Genomic DNA, 15,745 nt, shown 5'->3' with positions numbered 1-15,745 from the left:
CAGCCAATACTCAATATATAAAGCGCTGGGTGAGCAGGATTATCGGAGAAATACCCATGTCTTACGCAGTAATCGTTACCGGCGGCAAGCAGTACAAAGTCGCTGAAGGTGAATTCCTCAAGATCGAGAAACTGGAAGTCGCCACTGGCGAATCCGTGACCTTCGATCGCGTTCTGCTGGTTGCCAACGGTGAAGAAGTCACCATCGGCGCTCCAGTCGTCGCTGGCGCTAAAGTTGTTGCCGAAGTCGTTTCGCAAGGCCGTCACGATAAAGTACGCATCATCAAGTTCCGTCGCCGTAAGCACCACATGAAGCGTATGGGCCACCGCCAGTGGTTCACCGAGATCAAAATCACCGGCATCCAGGCTTAATCCCCTAGATCCCCTGAATTTATTTGGAGAATTGAACCATGGCTCACAAGAAGGCTGGTGGTAGTACCCGTAACGGTCGCGACTCAGAATCGAAACGCCTTGGCGTGAAGATGTATGGCAGCCAGGTCGTCAAGGCCGGCAACATCATCGTCCGTCAGCGCGGCACCCAGTTCCACGCCGGCTACGGCGTTGGCATGGGCAAGGATCACACCCTGTTCGCCAAGATCGAAGGCGTGATCAAGTTCGAGAAGAAAGGCGAGTTCAACCGCCGTTACGTGAGCATCGTCGCCGCTTAATCGCGACGTCGCTCCAGAAGCCCCGTCATGCGACGGGGCTTTTTCGTTTGTGGTGAGCCTCTTGCAAAGCTGTTTGTATGGGCTGCCGGCGTGGGTTTCTACGGTCGTACGGGGCCGCCGCGCTCAATTTTGCAAGAGCCTCAGGTTTTTCAAGTATTCAGCTCGCCGGAAGGCGAGGGGCGGTTTTAAATGAAGTTTGTTGACGAAGTATCGATTCGGGTCAAGGCCGGTGACGGCGGTAACGGTTGCATGAGCTTCCGTCGTGAGAAATTCATCGAGAACGGTGGCCCCAACGGCGGCGACGGTGGCGATGGCGGCTCGGTGTACATGGTGGCCGACGAAAACCTCAACACCCTGGTCGATTACCGCTACACCCGTCACCACGAAGCCCAGCGCGGCTCCAACGGCGGCAGCACCGATTGCACCGGCAAGAAGGGTGAAGACCTGTTCCTGCGCGTGCCGGTCGGCACCACGGTGATCGACGCCTCCACCCAGGAAGTGATCGGCGACCTGGTTACCCCGGGCCAGAAGCTGATGGTCGCCCAAGGCGGCTGGCACGGCCTGGGCAACACCCGTTTCAAGTCCAGCACCAACCGCGCGCCGCGCCAGACCACCCCAGGCAAGCCGGGTGACCAGCGCGACCTGAAGATGGAGCTGAAGGTCCTGGCCGACGTGGGCCTGCTGGGCCTGCCGAATGCCGGCAAGAGCACCTTCATCCGTTCGGTGTCGGCCGCCAAGCCGAAAGTCGCCGACTACCCGTTCACCACCCTGGTACCCAACCTGGGCGTGGTCAGCGTCGACCGCTGGAAGAGCTTCGTCATCGCCGACATCCCCGGCCTGATCGAAGGCGCCTCCGACGGTGCCGGCCTGGGTATCCGCTTCCTCAAGCACCTGGCGCGTACCCGCGTGCTGCTGCACCTGGTCGACCTGGCGCCGCTGGACGGCAGCAGCCCGGCCGATGCCGCCGAAGTGATCATCAACGAGCTGACCCGCTTCAGCCCGTCGCTGACCGACCGTGAGCGCTGGCTGGTGCTGAACAAGTCGGACATGCTGATGGACGACGAGCGCGACGAGCGGGTCAAGGAAGTGGTCGAGCGCCTGCAGTGGGACGGCCCGGTCTACGTGATCTCGGCCATCTCCAAACAGGGCACCGAGCAGCTCAGCCACGACCTGATGCGCTACATCGAAGACCGCGCCGACCGCCTGGCCAACGACCCGGCCTATGCCGAAGAGCTGGCCGAGCTGGACCAGCGCATCGAAGACGAAGCCCGTGCCCAGCTGCAGGCCCTGGACGACGCCCGTACCCTGCGTCGCACCGGCGTCAAGAGCGTGCATGACATCGGCGATGATGACGCGTGGGACGATGATTTCGAGGACGACGAAGACGGCCCGGAAATCATTTACGTGCGCGACTGACCGGTTGCAGTACACTAAACGCCGCTCTTTGGAGCGGCGTTTTTGTATCCACGGTATCTACAGATTCGACATAGGTTGGAAGAGAAGATGCGAAGCAAGGTGACTGGCGCCAAGCGCTGGGTCGTGAAGATCGGCAGTGCGCTGCTCACGGCGGATGGCAAGGGCCTGGACCGCGGTGCCATGGCCGTATGGGTCGAGCAGATGGTCGCGCTGCGTGAGGCGGGCGTGGAGTTGGTACTGGTCTCCTCCGGGGCCGTGGCTGCCGGCATGAGCCAGCTGGGCTGGACCTCGCGACCGAGCGCGATGAACGAGCTGCAGGCCGCCGCTTCGATTGGCCAGATGCGCCTGGTGCAAGCCTGGGAGTCGAGCTTCGGCGAGCATGGCAAGCACACCGCGCAGATCCTTCTGACCCACGACGACCTGTCCGACCGCAAGCGTTACCTCAATGCCCGCAGCACCCTGCGCACGCTGGTCGACCTGGGCGTGGTGCCGGTGATCAACGAAAACGACACCGTGGTCACCGACGAGATCCGCTTCGGCGACAACGACACGCTGGCCGCGCTGGTCGCCAACCTGGTAGAGGCTGACCTGCTGGTGATCCTCACCGACCGTGACGGCATGTTCGACGCCGACCCGCGCAACAACCCCGATGCCCAGCTGATCTATGAAGCCCGTGCCGATGACCCGTCGCTCGACGCCGTGGCTGGCGGTACCGGTGGCGCCCTGGGCCGTGGCGGCATGCAGACCAAGCTGCGCGCCGCGCGCCTGGCGGCACGTTCGGGTGCGCACACCATCATCATCGGTGGCCGTATCGAGCGCGTGCTGGATCGCCTGAAGGCCGGTGAACGCCTGGGCACCTTGTTGTCGCCCGAGCGTGGCATGCTGGCAGCGCGCAAGCAGTGGCTGGCGGGCCACTTGCAAACCCGTGGCACCCTGGTGCTCGACGCCGGTGCCGTGCAGGCCCTGCGCCAGGCCAACAAGAGCCTGCTGCCGGTGGGGGTGAAGACCGTGCAAGGCAGCTTCCGTCGCGGCGAGATGGTGGTGTGCGTGGGCCCGGACGGTATCGAAGTGGCCCGCGGCCTGGCCAACTACAGTGCCTTGGAAGCCCAGAAGATCATCGGCCAGTCGTCCGATGCCATCGAGGCGCTGCTGGGGTACAGCGCCGAGCCGGAATTGGTGCACCGCGACAACCTGGTGCTGGTATGAACAGGCTCAAGCGGGTAATCGCCGTGGCGGCGCTGGCGCTGCCGATGCTGGCAGGGGCCGAAGAGGTCGGCCAGGTGTCGACCGTGTTCAAGTTCCTTGGGCCGAACGACCGTATCGTGGTCGAGGCCTTCGACGACCCCAAGGTCGAGGGGGTGACCTGCTACCTGTCACGCGCCAAGACGGGCGGTATGAAGGGTGGTTTGGGTTTGGCCGAGGACCGTGCAGAGGCGTCGATTGCCTGCCGTCAGGTCGGGCCGATCAACTTCAAGGGTGAGCTGAAGGACGGCGAGGAAGTGTTCAAGGAGCGCACCTCGCTGGTGTTCAAGACCATGCAGGTGGTGCGCTTCCTGGACAAGAAGCGCAATACGCTGGTGTACCTGGTGTACAGCGACCGCATGATCGAAGGCAGCCCGCAGAATGCCGTGACGGCCATCCCGATCTTGCCTTGGGCGCATTGATGTAATCGGGAGGCCTTTGGCCTCCAATCGCTGGCAAGCCAGCTCCCACTGGGTTATCACGGCTCTTGAGGGCTGTGGAGATCCCTGCGGGAGCCGGCTTGCCGGCGAAGGGGCCGCTAAGCGGCCCCATTACTCCAGACTCAGGCCAACTCCTCAGCCTGATCCTTGCGCACAACCGCCTTTTCCACATCCCGACGGCTGATGTACTTCCAGTCCGCCTCATCGATGTAGATGCCATTCGGCCCACTGCCGCCTTCCAGGTCGATCGCCACATGCGCCGACACCTGCGGCTTCACGCTCGCCAGAATCGGCACGAAGCCCAGCTGCAGGCTGGTCTCCAGCAGCGCCGCCTGGTTGCGTTCGTCGATGTCCGCGGCCTCGTCGAGGTAGTACGGCAGGCGAATGCGCCCGGCCAGGTCGCGGTCCATCAGGTGCAGCAACAGGTACATGTTGGTCAGCGCCTTGATGGTCATGGTGGTGCCGTTGGAGGCAGCGCCGTCGATGTCAGCGTGGATCACTGGCTGGCTGTTGATCTTGGTGATCTCGAAGGCCAGTTCGAACAGGTCTTTCAGGCCTAGCTGGTTGTGGTTTGCCGCCACCAGCCGCGCCAGGTATTCCTTGGCCTCTTCGTTCTTGTGATCCTGCTCCGAACTCTGCGTCAGGTCGAACACCGACAGCGTCTCGCCTTCTTCGTACTGGCCGGCGCTGTGGATGATCTGGTCGATGTGCTTGAGCGCTTCCTTGTTCGGCGCCAGCACCACGCGGAAGCTCTCCAGGTTGGACACCTGGCGCTTGTTGATCTCGCGGTTGAACAACGCCAGCTGGTGCTCGAGGCTGTCGTAGTCGCTGCGGATGTTGCGCAGCGTGCGGGCGATGTCGGTGACTGCGGCGCGGCGCGCCTTGGCCAGCGTCAGGGCCTCGTCGGTGCGGTGCGCATAGGCGTTCACCAGCAGCTGCAGGCGGCGCTCCATGTCGTCTTCGCTGTCGAACTTGGCCACGCCTTTGAGGCGCACCTGGGCGTACAGCGCCTCGATCTGGTTGTCGACGCGCTGCAAGCCCTGCCAGCTGTCCTGGTAGTCGTTGAGCAGCGGCAGCAGGTTATCCATCGAGTCGTCGACCGCTTCCATGAACGGCGTGCCGAACGGCAGGTCGGCCGGCAGCAGCTGGCGACGGCGCAGGGCGTCTTCCAGCGTACGCTGTTTGGACTCCAGGTCGCCGATCTGGCGGCCAACCAACTGAAGCTTGGCCGACAGCTGCTGGACGCGCTCGGTGAAGGCATCGCTGGAGCGCTTGAGTTCGTCCTGGGCGGCTTCCAGCTGCGCCAGGTGCTCCAGCTTCTCGGGCTCTTCGGCGGCCAGGGTTTCGCTGCGGCGGTAGTCTTCCAGGGCCTTTTGCGCGTCCAGCACCTGCTGGTACAGGGCTTCGGTCTGCGCCTTGGAGGCGGTGCGGTCGGCGGCTACCGACTGCTGGGTCTTGAGCTGCTTGAGCTCACGTTCCAGGCGGTCCTTCTGGTCGCGCAGGGCAGCGCGGTCGGCCAGGGCCTGCAGGGCGGGCGGGTCGATATGGGAGATATCGATGGAAATGCCCGGGGCCTCGAAGCGCTCGCCCTTGAAGCCATCGAGTACCGCTTCCAGCGATTTTACCCACAGGTCGCTGTCGTCCAGCTCGATGCCGCGGTCGCCCAGCGGCAAGCTGAACAGTGCGCCGTTGAACAGGCGCATCAGGCGGTCGACGTCTGCTTGCGAGAATTCTTCGCGCAGGCGGGCGTAGCTGTTGTTGTCGGCGTGGTCGAGCTGCTGCTTGACCTGCTTCACGCGCTTTTCCAGGTCGCGCACACGCTCGTCAAGGTCTTCGGCGGAGAACTGCCGCGACTGGGCCAGTGCGCCGGCCAGTTCGTCGTGGGCGTCCTTGGCGGCCAGCAATTGCTGCTCGAGGACCTTCACGTCATCGACCAGGGCGAAGCGGTGCTTGAGCACCGACAGCTCGCCAAGCCAGCGCTGGATGCCGGTGATTTCACGCTCCAGGCGCATCAGCTCCTGGGTACCGCCGCGCTGGTCGTTCTGCAGGCGGTCCTGCTCGCCGCGGAAGTGCTCGGCCTGGATCACCAGCTCTTCCTTGCGCGCCATGGCGTATTCCTGCCAAGTGCCCAGCAGGTTGTCGAGCAGGGGCGAAAGGCGGTGCAGCTTGCCGCGCAGGATGTCGCGCTGGGCCACGCCGCCGGCCAGGGCCTCGACCAGCGGGCCGGCAGCGACCAGGGCGTTGTAGTCCTGCTCCATGCGGCGCACGTCGCGGAAGGCTTCTTCGCAGGCGGCGATGTAGTCGACGCTGCCCGAGCGCAAGCTGTGCTCGAAGGCATCGAGGAACAGCTGCTTGAGCTTGGCAGCGGTGATTTCGCGCATGTGCAGCAGGTTGATGAACAACGCGCGGAAGGTTTTCAGGCTTTGCTCGCTGGTCGAGCGCAGCGGGATCATGGTCAGGTCCAGCGGCACCGACGTGTGGCCGCCGACCAGCAGCCGGCGCAATTCGTCCGGCTTCAGCTCATAGGCCTTCAGGCCCAGGCGTTCAAGGTTGGTGAACAGCTCTTTCTGGCGCAGGCAAGTGTCGTTTTTCTGGTAGTGGGCAAGGTCCAGCTCGCCTTTGTAGGCGAAGAACTGGTGGCCGAAACCGCCGCCCGGGCCGCGGCCGACCACGCCGATCACGTGCGGGCCGTGGGGCAGGTTGAGTTCGCAGAGGATGTACGAGGTGTCGCTGGCGAAGTAGAAGCGGCGCGACTGCTCCAGACTGTACTTGCCGAAACTCATGTCGGACATGCGCGCCAGGATCGGGAACTGCAGGGCGTTGATCGAGGCCGACTTACCCAGGTTGTTGGCGCCGTAGACCGACAGCGGGTGTTCCAACGGGAACAGGCCAAGGCTGTAGCCGGCGGTGTTGAGCAGTGCGAAGCGGCGGATGCCGTAGCGTTCCTGGCTCATGCGTCAATCTCCTGTTGCTCTTCGCGGATGGCCCGGGCCAGGGCGTCTTCTTCGCTTTCCTCGGCTTCGAACGGCGCCAGGTCGAGTGGGTCGTCGGTGCGCGCCAGTTCTTCGGCGCTTTCTTCTTCGACCAGTACCGGGGTGGGCAGCGGTAGGTCGCTGTGCAGGCTGGCGGCCAGGTCGCGGTCCTGCTGCACCGACAGGCACACGTCGAGGAAGCGGTGCATCGGCGGTAGGAAGCGGTAGATACCGCCTTCTTCATGGGCAAAGCCGAGCTGGGTCATGCGCCGCATGATCTTTTCTTCCAGTTCGTCGACGGTCTGTACTTCGGCCTGCAGGAACAGGTCGCGGTACTTGTCCAGCAGCGACGGCAGTTCGTCGCGGCCGATGCTGCCGCCGTCGAGCACGGCCATCGGGTCGCGGCCTTGGTCGGCCAGGTGCTCGACCAGGATGAAGGTGAACAGCGACAGGCGCTGGGCGGTCTTGTTGACCTGCGCGGCGGCCTGGTCGGGGACGAAGTAGTAGAAGCCGCGGGTATCGCACACCAGCTCGAAGCCCAGGGCCTTGAACAGGGTGCGGTACTGGTCCTGGAAGTTCGACAGCTGGGCGTACAGCTCCGGGTCGCGACGGCTGACGTGGAAGCCCTTGAACAGCTCGCGGAAGATCGGCGCGAGCTGGGACAGTTCGGAAAGATCAAGATGCATTGGCTGGGCTCAAGTGGGTTTCAGGTTGCGCTTCGCGGCTGGAGGTCAGGGCAAACGAGCGCAGGCTGACCAGGTGTTCCTGGGTGGTGTATTCGCGGCGTTCGAGGCGTTCACGCTTGAAGCGCTTTTCGCGTGACAGGCGCGAGAACCAGTACAGCAATTCGTCGGTGGCGCCTTCTGGCTCCTGGTCCAGCAGCCAGACCATGAGGTCGGGCAGCGGCAGGGCGTTTTCGCAGCGCTCGAGCATTTCCTTGACCGTGCGCGGTGCCCGCGGCAGCACGCCACTCTGGGTCTTGTGCGCCTTGGGGAACTTGGCCGGTTTCGGTTCGAAGCGGGCAAGGGCGTAGACATACGCCTCGACCTGGCTGGCGCTGCCGAGGAAGGTGCTCTGCGGGCGGGTGAACAGCGGCATGGCGGCGTGCGGCACGGCGTCGATACCTTTGCGGCGGATCACCGACAGGGCCAGCGCGGCGCCACGGGTCACGGCGTTGTGCCGGCGCGCTTCTTCACGCAGCGGCAGCAGCAGCTCGCGGGCGTGGCGCAGGGTCAACTGGGCGCTGGTCTGCATTTCGAGGATGCGTGCGTGGGTACGCAGCAGCATGTCGTCGTCGACCAGGTGGCCCAGGCGCGCCTGTTCGCCCAGCAGTTTCAGCAGCACGGTCTCGACCTTGCGCACGCCCTGTTCGAAGGCGCCGTCGGCGTTGACCAGCTGGATCATCGGCTCGACGTATTCGTCCCAGGTCGCCAGCACCTCGGCATAACGCTGGCGCAACGGGATCTGGCGGTTGCTGGTCTTGGCCCGTTCGGCCACGGCCACTAATGCCTGCTCGTCGTTGTCGAGCTTCTTCAGCACGTCGCGCACACGCATGTCGAGCAGGCGCAACTGGCGCGCCAGGTCGTCGCTGTCGCGGTTGTCGAAGGCGTCCTGGATATGCCCGGCGAGGCGCTCCAGGTGGCGCAGGTAGGCCTCGATCTCCAGGCACAGGCCCAGGCGGTGCTCGCGGCGCAGGTAGGCGAGGAAATCGTGGATCTGGGCGTTGAGCTCGAAACGGTTCGGGCTCTTGGCCACCGGCACCAGGATATCCAGGCGGATCCACACGTCGAGCAGCTGGGTGATGTCCTGCGGCGTGCTTTCCACTTGCTGGCGGCCCAGTTGCTGGCGCAGTTCGACCAGGCTCAGGGTGCCTTGGTCGAAACGCTCGCACAGCGGTTCGATCAGGGCCCAGTGTTCAGCTAGGGCGCGCAGGACGCGCTTGGGTTCGATCATTGGCGTCTACTCGTTGCCAAGTAAAAAGGGGGCGATTGTACTGCATCCCGGGGGGAGGATTTCACCCCTTGGTCTGTAATGAGAGATAACCCTGATTCTGATAGGGTTTTCTCTGGCCTTATCGCCGGCAAGCCGGCTCCTGCAGGCATTCCATCAGTCTCAAGGGCAGTGCTATCCCTGTGGGAGCCGGCTTGCCGGCGATGAGGCCAGTGCGTACAGCAATTTTCTGCCGACCTGTTGCGGCGTTCGCTGCGCAACAGCGTTAGAATGCGCGATTGTTTTAGCCCCCCGGATACCCGTGCCTTGCTGACCGAGTCCCGCCGCCGCGCCTACCTTTCCGCCATGCAAGTGGTGCATTGGCTGCCGCGCGCCGAACTGCCGTTCGCCGCCCCGTCGCGCCCCGAGCTGCTGTTGCCGCAGGTGCCGGTCGAGGAAGCCGAATTCGAGATCAGGCCATCCGCACCGGCCGCCCACGAAGCGCCGGCGGTACCGCAGGCGCGTTCCGGCGAGCGGCCGAAAATCGAGATCCCACGCCCGGGCAGCACGCCCAAGCCCGCCGCCAAGGCGGTCGAGGCCGAGCAGCCGGCCCCCGCGCCGCGCCCGGCCCTGGTCCCGCCACCGCGTTTCTCGCTGCAACTGTTGCGCGCCGGCAACTGCCTGCTGCTGGTCGAACTGGCCACCGGTCAACCATTCCAGAGCCGCGACCCGTCCTACCTGCTGCTCAAGGACATGCTGCGCGCCGCCGGGCTGCCCGACGCCCCGCAGATCGTCGGCGAGCCGGTGCGCTGGCCGCTGTTGGTACGCGGCAACATGGACCAGGGCCCAGACGCCGCGCGTGATTTCGTCAAAGGCTTCATTCAGGCGCGCCTGGAAGAAGCCCCGTGCACCTGCCTGTGGCTGGTCGGCCTGCCGGCCCTGCGCTTCGCCGCCAGTGCCGATGCCGAAGCCTATTACCAAGTACTGAAGCTCGACGGCCTGGGCGATGCCTGGGCCTTGCCGGGCCTTGAACTGTTGATGGACGAGCCGCAACGCAAGGCGGACGTCTGGCAAGCGATGCGCCAGCTGATGGCGCGCTGGAAGAGCGTTGAATGAGTGAATCGATCAGTTTCCGCCCGATGACCGAGGCGGATCTGGATGCCGTGCTTAAGATCGAATATGCCGCGTTCAGCCATCCCTGGACCCGCGGGATCTTCCAGGATGCGCTCAAATCCTATGAAGTGTGGTTGATGTTCGAGGGCCAGCAGCAGGTCGGCCATGGCGTGATCAACGTGATCATCGATGAGGCCCACCTGCTGAACATCACCGTCAAGCCGGAGAGCCAGGGGCGGGGGTTGGGCTTGCGGTTGCTCGAGCACCTGATGGCGCGGGCGTACCAGCTCAATGGGCGGGAGTGCTTCCTGGAAGTTCGGGCGAGCAACCAGTCGGCGTATCGGTTGTATGAGCGGTATGGCTTCAACGAGATTGGCCGTCGACGGGATTACTACCCGGTGGCGGGTGGGCGTGAAGATGCATTGGTGATGGCCTGTACGTTGCTGGAAGACTGACCATTCTGTTGTCGAATGGCTGTGGGGCATTTGTAGGGCGATGAAATCCGTCATGATTTTCGTGGGGTTACACAAATCGAGCGCCGCCCGCGCGGCGCTCGATCTCTGATCCCCCCAAAGTCGTGTGTTTCTCCGCGTTGCCCTCAACATGTCCTGTACCAGGTCATTCGATGTCCGCGGGCTTGCGCAAATCCCTCAGGCTCCTCGTCACCACCCCACTGTTGCACTTCGCCGCTGCCTGTTCCGGCGTGTACTTGCGCACCGTGCGGAAGAACAGCTCGCAGGTCTGCTTTTTCTGCGTCACCTGCCATTTGGTCGAGCAGGCATCGAGCGTCAGCTTGGCATCGGCCCGCGGGTTGCGGCCCATGCCTGCCTGCCAGCACGCTGCCGTCAAATCCTGCCCCATCATTTTCAGCCCTGCCGCGTCGGCCTTGTCCTCATCACCCTCGTAGTTGCTCTTGTCTGCCGCGTACCAGATCGCGCTGGGGTGGTTGGCGCCCAGTACCGGCACCTTGGCACCGGCCTGGGGACTGATGCTGACCAGGCCCAGCACACCCACCTGTGGCCCGTACTGCTGCTGGATCCAGCTGCGCACAGGGGCGCCGAACGCAACCATTGGCAGCGGCGTTGCGGCGTCTTGCAGGGTCATTTCCTTGACCATGCGCAGCTGGTAGTCCTTGAAGTAGCTGTAGGTCTCTTTCAGCGTTTCGCCCGCACTGGCCGGGGCGGCAATCGGGGCGATGTCGATGATGGTCTGGTAGGCCGGGGTGTCGCTGGTCGCCACGCCGTTGTAAGTCAGCAGCTCGGCCCAGCGGTCGGTGGTGTTGCTGCGCAGGTAGTCCTGGGCCTGGGTCAGCGAGTAGTCCGGCGGGAAGTGCAGCAACTCGATGCTGCGGCGGTTCTGCAGGGCCATGCCCAAGGGCAGGAACAGGTACCAGTCATAAGACCATTTACCGTCCTTGTTCAGCCGAGAGGCGCCTTGGTAAGCCAGCTCGCCGCTGTCGAGCAGCTTGCGCAGCGGTTCGGCATAGCTCGCAGGCACATCGCTGAGGGTGGCGTGCAGCCGGTCGGCCTCGCGGCTCACGTGTACCTGGGCGTTGGCATGGCCGTCGCGGCGCACGCTCTGGGTCAGGTAGTGCTCGACGGTCTGCTCCAGCGTCCAGTCGCGAAAGCAGATCACATGGCAGTTGTTGGGGAAGGCGAACAGGCGGGTGACGCGTTGCGCGTCGCCCAGGTCGATCCGCGCGTCGGCGGCGGCCAGGCCGCTGAAGGCGAGGGCGGCCAGGCTCGATAGGGCAATCCTAGGCATGCTTAACTCCTTGTCAGGCCGCCAGGGTTGGCGGCAGTGCCCATACTGGAGCGGGGGACCGGGAATGAGAAGTGCAAAAGGCGGGCTGCTGGCGGTGGCGGTGGCATTGGTCGTGGGCGCGGCACAGGCCGATGAACGTGACCTGTGGATGTTCGCGCAATGGGCGGGGGATCATCAGACCCGGCCCTTGCGCGAGATGCTGGTGGACGCACGCTTGTATGGCGTGGTGCCAATTTACCAGTTGCTGCGTTCGGCATCGGACTGGCGCCTGTGCAAGGCTTCTCCCTTCGCCGTGCCCCCGCCCGGCAACTGGCCTGCTGTGCGCAGCACGCTGGCGCTGATCAAGACGCTGGCTGATCAGGGCATCCTGCGCCAGTTCGAAGTGGTCTCGGCCTACCGCGACCCTGCCCTCAACCGCTGCGCCGGTGGCGCCGTGGGCAGTGCCCATACCCGTGCCTTCGCGGTCGATATCCTGCTGCCGGCCTGGGCCGACCCCAACCCGCTGTGCCGCTTCTGGCAGCAGCATGGCCAGGCCTGGAACATGGGCCTGGGGCGTTACCCGTCAGGCCGTATCCATGTGGACACCGCGGGCTATCGCACCTGGGGGGGCGATGGCAGCGCCGGGTCGTCGTTCTGCAGCAAACCCAGGTGAGCGAGGCAGGCCTGGCTTTCGTTGATCACCCATTCGGCAAAGCGCTGGCGCTTGCCGCCATCATCCAGCGGTTGCGGGCTCAGCAGGTGATAGGCCGAGCTGTCGCGCAGGAAGCCGAACGGCGCCTGTAGCTGGCCGCTGTCGAGTTCGTCGCACACCATCAGCGCCGAAGCAATGGCCAGCCCCAGGCCGGCATTGGCTGCCTGCAGTGACAGGTAGAAGTGTTCGTAGTCGCTGCGTTGACTGTGCAGCGCCTGCTGGCCGCTCAGACGCAACCATGCAGGCCAGGCGCTGGAGCGGGTGTTGCTGTGCAGCAGGCGCTGGCCTTCGAGCGCGCTGCTGCCGTCGCGGTTGACCGGGCCGATCCATTCATCGCAGATCTTTTGGCTGTGCAGTGCGGGCGGCCAGTGAAAGTCGTCGCGGCGCAGCGCCAGGTCGACGCCGCTGCGGGCGAAGTCCAGGGGCCCGCCAGCGGCCACCAGGTGCAGCTGCAGGTCTGGGTGGGCAGCATGAAAGCGCGGCAGGCGGGGGATCAGCCAGCGCATGGCGATGGTAGGTTCGCAGGACAGCACCAGCACGTTGTCTCGCTCCTGCTGTTGCAGGCGCTGCACCGCGCCTTCGAGCTGCTCGAAGATGGCCTGGGTGGTGCCCTGCAGGGCGCGGCCGGCGGGGGTCAGAAAGATCGCCCGGTTACGCCGCTCGAACAGCGCGATGCCGAGATACTCTTCGAGCAAGCGCACCTGCCGGCTGACGGCACCGTGAGTGACGTGCAGGCGCTCAGCGGCGCGCACGAAACTCTCGGTTTCGGCGGCGATGTCGAAGTAGCGCAAGGCACTGAGTGGCGGCAGTTTCATGGGTTCCCTATCGGTCAATGCCGGCCTCTTTGTGCCGAGCCACCGCGAAGAGGCCGGCGCTGCAAGTGCATTTCTGTGAGAAAAACTAGCGGATTTGCATCACTATAAATCGATTTTCCACTCGATGGGTGCCCCCGATAATCAGTGCATCTGTGTTTTTGCATCGCCTATCGAGGACCCGTCCGTGACCGAACTGCTCGCCGTTGCCCTTTTCACCCTCCTGGCGGTCATCAGCCCCGGTGCCGATTTCGCCATGGTCACCCGCTGCAGTTATGCACAGGGCCGCAAGGCCGGGTTGGCGGCGGCGGTGGGCATCGCTCTGGGGGTGCAGGTGCATGTGCTGTACACGGTGCTGGGCATTGCCGTGATCATCAGTCAGAGCCCCGCGCTGTTCCTGGCCATGAAGGTGCTCGGTGCGGGCTACCTGATCTACCTGGGGTATCAATCGCTGACCAACACCACCCGCTTGAGCCTTGAAGGGCAGGTATCCGCCAAGGGCTTGCTCGCTGTAATGCGTACGGGCTTTCTGACCAACGCCTTGAACCCCAAAACCCTGCTCTTTGTGGTTAGCGCCTACACCCAGGTCGTCCAGCCGGGCACGCCATTGGGGCTGGATTTCGCATACGGAGCCTTCATGTCTTTTGCCCACTGGGCGTGGTTCAGCCTAGTGGCGGTGTTCTTTTCGAGTGCGGGGCTGCGCAAGGCAATGATCGAACGGCAGGTGATGGTCGATCGGCTGATCGGCGTGGCGCTGATTGGCCTGGGGGTGGCGGTGGTGGTGGCGGGTGTGCGTTGACGGCGGGCTGCTGATTTTTTGGCCAAGGGACGTATTCAAAGGCGACCTTTGAGCGGCTGTGCAAACAAAAGCATACTAAGGCGTGAATGAAGGGAAACCCCGGTGAACAACAGCAAGGAAAGCAAGATAGTGAACATGATCACTCGCAAAACCACCATGGCCAGCTTCGCTTTGGCCTTCATCGCCTTATCTGGATGCGGGCAGTCTGAGCAGCCGAACGTATCGAACGTTCAGCTCAAGAAGATCAACAAACAGGTTGCGGACATCAGTCTCACGCTCAAGAAGCTAGAAGCGAACCAGGCCAAGGCGTTGCAGCTGCAACAGGCTCAGTACATGGCGCAGTTAGAAAATACTCAACTTCTGCTTCAGATGCTCGGCAAACTATCCGCATTGCTTCCTGCACAGCCGCAATCGAAGCTGATTCCGAATAATGGAACGGCCAAGCCCAACGGTTAACGTAAATTCGCACCAGGTACACCCCAAGCCCAGCCAGCTCCCGCGAGGGTGCTGTCGGACAGGGGGCGGCGTTTCTCAATACGCTTCATCGACTGGTATCCCTTCGGTTCGATTTTTGCCCAAGGGATACACAGCGGGATGCACGGTGTGAAGGGATAGGGGGTAGCTAGGGACATACAGTCAGAAACAAGAAAGCCCGCACAAGGCGGGCTTTCAGGTCGTTTCGTAGACTGTCAGAGACAGGCCGAAACAAGTGTTTGGTGGCTACACAGGGACTTGAACCCCGGACCCCAGCATTATGAATGCTATGCTCTAACCAACTGAGCTATGTAGCCGATGGCGCGCATTATTCGCTTGTGAGGCCCCTGTGTCAACACTCATTTCAAAAAAAATTTGCACGCTTTCAAAAACTTAGCCGCCAAGCCCGATTTTATTGGACGATCAGCCACTGCCCGAGCACGCCGTGCAGCTTCAGGTGCTGCTCGGCAGCCAATGCGTCGAGGGTTTCGCCGGGGCGGTCGAGGTTGAAGTCACCGCTGACGCGTCGATACGCCGTCTGCTCGTCCATCAGCCATACGCGGCGGCCCTGATAGCTGGCCAGGCGCTCGATCACCTGGCCCAAGGGGATGTCAGTGGCGCGCAGCTGGCCGTTGCGCCAGGCATCTGCGGTTCTGGCATCGATTTTTTCCACCGGGTTGATCCGCGCCTCGGTGAACGTCACCCGTTCGCCGGCCGACACCATGCGCTGGTCGCCGCCCTGGAGGATCATGGCCTTGCCGCTGAGCACCACCAGTTCGGCCTGGTCGGCACGGCGCGCCACCATCAGCCGCGTGCCGAACACCTGGATGCGCGCATCGCCCACTTCTACTTCCATGGCGCGGCCATCGAGCATCACTTCCAGATAGACCTGGCCCTGCACCAGGTGCAGCAGGCGGGTACGCCCGCGCAGGTCGACATTCATTGCGCTGGCACTGTCCAGGTGCAGGGTGGAGCCATCGGCCAGGCGCAGGCTGCGCCGTTCGCCAGCGTCGGTGTGCAGTTCACTGCCCAGGCGTTGCATCAGCGGCCAATACATATAAGCCAGCCCGGCCAGCGCCAGCAGAAACAACAGCGCCAGCCCTTTGCCCAATTGGCTGCGGCGTGCCTCGACCTGGCGCGGGCGAGGGCGGGCAGCCGGCACGTGCAGTTGCTGCCAGCAGGCTTCCAGCTCGGCATAGGCATGCGCATTGAGCGGGTCCTGGCACCACTGCGCGAAGGCATGACGTTCGCGTTCGTTGCAGCCTGGTTGACGCAGGCGGGAGAACCATTCCAGTGCTTCCTGCTGGGGGGCGGCCTGAATCTGCGTGGCGGGCATCGGGCTCATGGGGGAGTGCTCGCGAAAGGGCGGTTTCGCCCAACGATTACGGGGGAAATTATGCGAGGATGCTAAATATATTGAGAACCA

The 15,745-nt window shown here is 63.7% G+C and carries 16 protein-coding genes and 1 tRNA gene; 10 read left to right on the top strand and 7 right to left on the bottom strand.

The window, feature by feature from the left end:
* Positions 1-56: 56 nt before the first annotated feature.
* The 5 genes from rplU (at position 57) to ACIPIJ_RS04915 (ending at position 3,747) form a co-directional block, all read left to right on the top strand.
* Positions 57-371, top strand: a complete 315-nt coding sequence (gene rplU / locus ACIPIJ_RS04935; RefSeq protein WP_003247466.1) for a 50S ribosomal protein L21 — start codon at positions 57-59, stop codon at positions 369-371.
* A gap of 38 nt (positions 372-409) precedes the next feature.
* Complete coding sequence (rpmA, locus tag ACIPIJ_RS04930; RefSeq protein ID WP_008092023.1) at positions 410-667, top strand: 50S ribosomal protein L27; 258 nt, start codon at positions 410-412, stop codon at positions 665-667.
* A 189-nt stretch (positions 668-856) separates the two neighbouring features.
* Entirely contained in the window at positions 857-2,083 is a 1,227-nt protein-coding gene (gene cgtA, locus ACIPIJ_RS04925; protein ID WP_401073238.1) for an Obg family GTPase CgtA, read from the top strand.
* An 87-nt stretch (positions 2,084-2,170) separates the two neighbouring features.
* Positions 2,171-3,289: a glutamate 5-kinase gene (gene proB / locus ACIPIJ_RS04920; protein ID WP_401073236.1), complete on the top strand. Its 1,119-nt coding sequence runs from the start codon at positions 2,171-2,173 to the stop codon at positions 3,287-3,289.
* On the top strand, positions 3,286-3,747 hold the full coding sequence (locus tag ACIPIJ_RS04915; RefSeq protein ID WP_401073233.1) for a CreA family protein: 462 nt from the start codon (positions 3,286-3,288) through the stop codon (positions 3,745-3,747). The genes proB and ACIPIJ_RS04915 overlap by 4 nt, the downstream gene beginning before the upstream one ends.
* Before the next feature lie 140 nt (positions 3,748-3,887).
* Here ACIPIJ_RS04915 and mksF read toward each other — a convergent pair whose 3' ends face one another.
* Genes mksF through mksB form a run of 3 tightly spaced genes read right to left on the bottom strand, consistent with a single transcriptional unit; the run spans position 3,888 to position 8,690 of the window.
* The gene (mksF, locus tag ACIPIJ_RS04910) at positions 3,888-6,719 is read right to left on the bottom strand and encodes an Mks condensin complex protein MksF (protein ID WP_401073230.1); all 2,832 of its coding nucleotides are present in this window, start codon (positions 6,717-6,719) and stop codon (positions 3,888-3,890) included.
* Positions 6,716-7,423, bottom strand: coding sequence for an Mks condensin complex protein MksE (gene mksE / locus ACIPIJ_RS04905; RefSeq protein ID WP_401073227.1), 708 nt, complete (start codon positions 7,421-7,423; stop codon positions 6,716-6,718). Before mksE ends, mksF begins: the two co-directional genes overlap by 4 nt.
* Positions 7,413-8,690, bottom strand: coding sequence for an Mks condensin complex protein MksB (gene mksB, locus ACIPIJ_RS04900; RefSeq protein WP_401073225.1), 1,278 nt, complete (start codon positions 8,688-8,690; stop codon positions 7,413-7,415). Before mksB ends, mksE begins: the two co-directional genes overlap by 11 nt.
* Positions 8,691-8,993: 303 nt before the next feature.
* Between mksB and ACIPIJ_RS04895 the strand changes: the two genes are divergently transcribed.
* Together ACIPIJ_RS04895 and rimI are read left to right on the top strand one after the other, a co-directional pair.
* Positions 8,994-9,782, top strand: a complete 789-nt coding sequence (locus ACIPIJ_RS04895) for an energy transducer TonB (RefSeq protein ID WP_401073455.1) — start codon at positions 8,994-8,996, stop codon at positions 9,780-9,782.
* On the top strand, positions 9,779-10,234 hold the full coding sequence (gene rimI / locus ACIPIJ_RS04890; protein WP_401073223.1) for a ribosomal protein S18-alanine N-acetyltransferase: 456 nt from the start codon (positions 9,779-9,781) through the stop codon (positions 10,232-10,234). The genes ACIPIJ_RS04895 and rimI overlap by 4 nt, the downstream gene beginning before the upstream one ends.
* Positions 10,235-10,397: 163 nt before the next feature.
* On the opposite strand, the gene ACIPIJ_RS04885 is transcribed toward rimI, so the two are convergent.
* Positions 10,398-11,543: a hypothetical protein gene (locus ACIPIJ_RS04885; RefSeq protein ID WP_401073220.1), complete on the bottom strand. Its 1,146-nt coding sequence runs from the start codon at positions 11,541-11,543 to the stop codon at positions 10,398-10,400.
* Positions 11,544-11,607: 64 nt separating this feature from the next.
* Here ACIPIJ_RS04885 and ACIPIJ_RS04880 point away from each other — a divergent pair, with 64 nt between their 5' ends.
* The gene (locus ACIPIJ_RS04880) at positions 11,608-12,195 is read left to right on the top strand and encodes a D-Ala-D-Ala carboxypeptidase family metallohydrolase (RefSeq protein ID WP_401073217.1); all 588 of its coding nucleotides are present in this window, start codon (positions 11,608-11,610) and stop codon (positions 12,193-12,195) included.
* Here the strand turns inward: ACIPIJ_RS04880 and ACIPIJ_RS04875 are convergent.
* Positions 12,135-13,049 carry a LysR substrate-binding domain-containing protein gene (locus ACIPIJ_RS04875; protein WP_401073214.1) on the bottom strand — a complete coding sequence of 305 codons (915 nt, stop codon included), beginning with the start codon at positions 13,047-13,049 and terminating at the stop codon, positions 12,135-12,137. The two genes, ACIPIJ_RS04880 and ACIPIJ_RS04875, sit on opposite strands and share 61 nt — an antisense overlap.
* A gap of 184 nt (positions 13,050-13,233) precedes the next feature.
* Here ACIPIJ_RS04875 and ACIPIJ_RS04870 point away from each other — a divergent pair, with 184 nt between their 5' ends.
* The gene (locus ACIPIJ_RS04870) at positions 13,234-13,845 is read left to right on the top strand and encodes a LysE family translocator (protein WP_401073212.1); all 612 of its coding nucleotides are present in this window, start codon (positions 13,234-13,236) and stop codon (positions 13,843-13,845) included.
* A gap of 102 nt (positions 13,846-13,947) precedes the next feature.
* Entirely contained in the window at positions 13,948-14,301 is a 354-nt protein-coding gene (locus tag ACIPIJ_RS04865) for a hypothetical protein (protein ID WP_401073209.1), read from the top strand.
* Between the two features lie 258 nt (positions 14,302-14,559).
* Here the strand turns inward: ACIPIJ_RS04865 and ACIPIJ_RS04860 are convergent.
* Both ACIPIJ_RS04860 and ACIPIJ_RS04855 read right to left on the bottom strand, forming a co-directional pair.
* A tRNA-Met gene (locus ACIPIJ_RS04860) sits at positions 14,560-14,636 on the bottom strand.
* A gap of 95 nt (positions 14,637-14,731) precedes the next feature.
* The gene (locus ACIPIJ_RS04855; protein WP_401073206.1) at positions 14,732-15,664 is read right to left on the bottom strand and encodes a FecR family protein; all 933 of its coding nucleotides are present in this window, start codon (positions 15,662-15,664) and stop codon (positions 14,732-14,734) included.
* Between the last annotated feature and the right edge of the window lie 81 nt (positions 15,665-15,745).

Origin of the sequence: Pseudomonas sp. NPDC087185 (assembly GCF_044744955.1) — a bacterium.
GTDB lineage: Bacteria > Pseudomonadota > Gammaproteobacteria > Pseudomonadales > Pseudomonadaceae > Aquipseudomonas.
Note: the sequence above shows the minus strand (reverse complement) of the source record. Positions and strands in the feature narration are given on the sequence as shown.

Bases quoted from the DNA above. Each gene is read 5' to 3' on its own strand.
- mksF (WP_401073230.1), bottom strand. From the start codon at position 6,719: ATGAGCCAGGAACGCTACGGCATCCGCCGCTTCGCACTGCTCAACACC.
- ACIPIJ_RS04885 (WP_401073220.1), bottom strand. From the start codon at position 11,543: ATGCCTAGGATTGCCCTATCGAGCCTGGCCGCCCTCGCCTTCAGCGGC.
- ACIPIJ_RS04875 (WP_401073214.1), bottom strand. From the start codon at position 13,049: ATGAAACTGCCGCCACTCAGTGCCTTGCGCTACTTCGACATCGCCGCC.
- ACIPIJ_RS04855 (WP_401073206.1), bottom strand. From the start codon at position 15,664: ATGAGCCCGATGCCCGCCACGCAGATTCAGGCCGCCCCCCAGCAGGAA.
- ACIPIJ_RS04880 (WP_401073217.1), top strand. From the start codon at position 11,608: ATGAGAAGTGCAAAAGGCGGGCTGCTGGCGGTGGCGGTGGCATTGGTC.
- rimI (WP_401073223.1), top strand. From the start codon at position 9,779: ATGAGTGAATCGATCAGTTTCCGCCCGATGACCGAGGCGGATCTGGAT.
- mksB (WP_401073225.1), bottom strand. From the start codon at position 8,690: ATGATCGAACCCAAGCGCGTCCTGCGCGCCCTAGCTGAACACTGGGCC.
- mksE (WP_401073227.1), bottom strand. From the start codon at position 7,423: ATGCATCTTGATCTTTCCGAACTGTCCCAGCTCGCGCCGATCTTCCGC.
- cgtA (WP_401073238.1), top strand. From the start codon at position 857: ATGAAGTTTGTTGACGAAGTATCGATTCGGGTCAAGGCCGGTGACGGC.
- proB (WP_401073236.1), top strand. From the start codon at position 2,171: ATGCGAAGCAAGGTGACTGGCGCCAAGCGCTGGGTCGTGAAGATCGGC.
- rplU (WP_003247466.1), top strand. From the start codon at position 57: ATGTCTTACGCAGTAATCGTTACCGGCGGCAAGCAGTACAAAGTCGCT.
- ACIPIJ_RS04915 (WP_401073233.1), top strand. From the start codon at position 3,286: ATGAACAGGCTCAAGCGGGTAATCGCCGTGGCGGCGCTGGCGCTGCCG.
- rpmA (WP_008092023.1), top strand. From the start codon at position 410: ATGGCTCACAAGAAGGCTGGTGGTAGTACCCGTAACGGTCGCGACTCA.